This is a genomic window from Achromobacter maghribensis, assembly GCF_057334215.1.
Genome location: NZ_JBHFII010000049.1, coordinates 1 through 2149, shown reverse-complemented (window position 1 = coordinate 2149; position 2149 = coordinate 1). Strand labels below are relative to the sequence as shown.

Annotated in this window: 2 protein-coding genes; one reads left to right on the top strand and one right to left on the bottom strand. The window is 69.9% G+C overall.

What is annotated here, in order from left to right:
• A partial coding sequence (locus ACE039_RS22280; protein WP_485823356.1) for a glutamate--tRNA ligase family protein occupies positions 1-476 on the top strand: 476 nt, incomplete at its 5' end.
• A 13-nt stretch (positions 477-489) separates the two neighbouring features.
• On the opposite strand, the gene ACE039_RS22275 is transcribed toward ACE039_RS22280, so the two are convergent.
• Positions 490-2149, bottom strand: a 1660-nt coding sequence (locus ACE039_RS22275; RefSeq protein WP_485823355.1) for a GDYXXLXY domain-containing protein, incomplete at its 5' end; no start/stop codon positions are given.

Genomic DNA, 2149 nt, shown 5'->3' with positions numbered 1-2149 from the left:
GCCGCCAGGCGCGCGCCTGGCGCCTGCGCATTCCCGCTGGCGTCGAACACTTTGAAGATCGGTGGCTGGGACCGCAAGCGCAGGATGTGGCGCAGGCGGTGGGCGACTTCGCCTTGCGACGCGCCGATGGGCTATGGGCCTATCAGCTTGCGGTGGTGGTGGACGACGCCGAACAGGGCGTGACGGATGTGGTGCGCGGGGCCGACCTGCTCAGTTCCACGGCGCGCCAACGCGTGCTGGGCCGGCTACTGGGCCTGCCCCCCGTGCGCTACCTGCACGTGCCGCTGATTCTGGACCCCGCCAGCGGCCTGAAGCTGTCCAAGCAGAACGGGGCCCAGGCCATCGACACGCAAGCGCCCCTGGAGGCGCTGCAGCGCGCCTGGCACGCCTTGGGATTTGCCGCCCTGCCTGCCAGCGCCGACTGCGGCCAGTTCCTGCGCGAAGCCACCGCGCACTGGGCGCGGCGCTTTCCCTGAACTGAACCGGCGGCTATAGCGGCTGCAAGTCCGCGCCCAGCATCCGCACCAGCAGGGCCTCGCCGTTGTCGCCCACGCGCAGCTCGCCGTAGCGGGCAACCTCGTAGCGCTTGGCTTCGCCTTCCGGGAAGAACCACGCATTGGTCACGATACGCACGCCGCGGTCGCGAACGCGGTAGCGCAGCGGCACCTCGGTATCCGCATGCGGATGCACATCGGGCTGAATGCGCAACGGCGTCGCGACCCCGCGCGCGTCGGTCTGAAGCATCACGTAGCCGTCGGGCTCGAAGCCCGGCAGGGTTTCGTCGTCGACCGGGCGGTCGCCGCCCAGCCGCAGGCGCGTGATATCGCGGCTGGCCGCGAAGTCCAGCGCCATGTAGTCGCCCTGCATCAGCGAGCGCGGGTCCACCGGCGCCAGTTCCAGGATGACGACCTTGCCCGAGGCCAGCAGCTTTTCACGCTGCCAGATGCCGCCATTGGCCACCACCAGCACCAGCGCCAGGCCGCCCAGGATGGCCAGGGTGCGCCAGCGCAACGGCGCCGAAACCGGCGGCAGCGGGGCACGCCGGTCGGGCGATTGGGTACGCATCAGCCGCGGCACCAGCCAGACCAGGCCGCGCAAGACGAACAGCAGCAAGGCGCCGCCGCCCAGCCACAGCGCCTTATGCAGCAGCGGCACATCCAGTTGGTAGTAGTACACGCCCAGGTAGGCCAGCAGACTCATCACGCCGAAGACGACCAGGCGCAGCTGGTTCAACCCAAAGCCCAACAGCAGCCAGGCCAGCGCGAAACCGACGCCCGGGCTGGGCAGCCAGAAACCCGCCAGGATCAGCAGTGCGATCGGCACGCCCCAGGTGACGCCGGCCGTCAACACATGGCGGCGGGGCCAAAGCACCGCCATCGCCGCCGCGGCCGGCAGCAACGCGCCAGCCGTGACGAACAAGGCGCCCTGCGGGTTCAGTTGCCACATGGCGGGCAGATGCAGGGCAGAGATTCCGCCCGCCAGCCACACCATGCCCTGCACCGACAGCAGGAAGGCCCAGGCCAGCGGCTGCAGCGCATGGTCGCGCTTGGCGCCGCCGCGATGGCTCATGATCAGGATCACGGCGGTGGCCCAGGCGCCGATCACGGCGATGGGCAGCCAGACGACGCTGGACAAGGCGGGATCGAAATCCAGCCATGCCTCCAGCAGGTCGTCGCGCATGAGCTGGGGGGACAAGCCGCGCCAGATCAGGCTGGCGCCCGCCCCCGCGATCAGCAGGCCGGACAGGAAACGCAGGATCACATCGGGACCCAGCACGTAGATGGCCGTGGCCATCAGCAGCACGAACAGGCAGGCGCTGGTGAACGAGGTGGAATCGGACAAGCCGTAGATGATGAGCATTTGGCCGGCGAACGCCATGGCCGTGCCACATTGCCGCCAAAAGGGGCCCGCGTCGCTGCGCAACACCGCAACGCCGGCACCGCACAGGACCAGCCCGGCCACCAGCGCGCCTTCTTCGGAGGTAACGATGCCCGAGAACGCCACGAACACCAACAGCAGCAAGGTGGCCAGCCACGCGCTCAGGCCCAGCAGGCATTGCACGTACCAGGGGGGTTCGGCGTGCGGCGCGGCCGCCGGCGCCAGCTGCGCCACGGGCGCGCCCGAATCGGCCGGCTCCACGGCGTTGCCG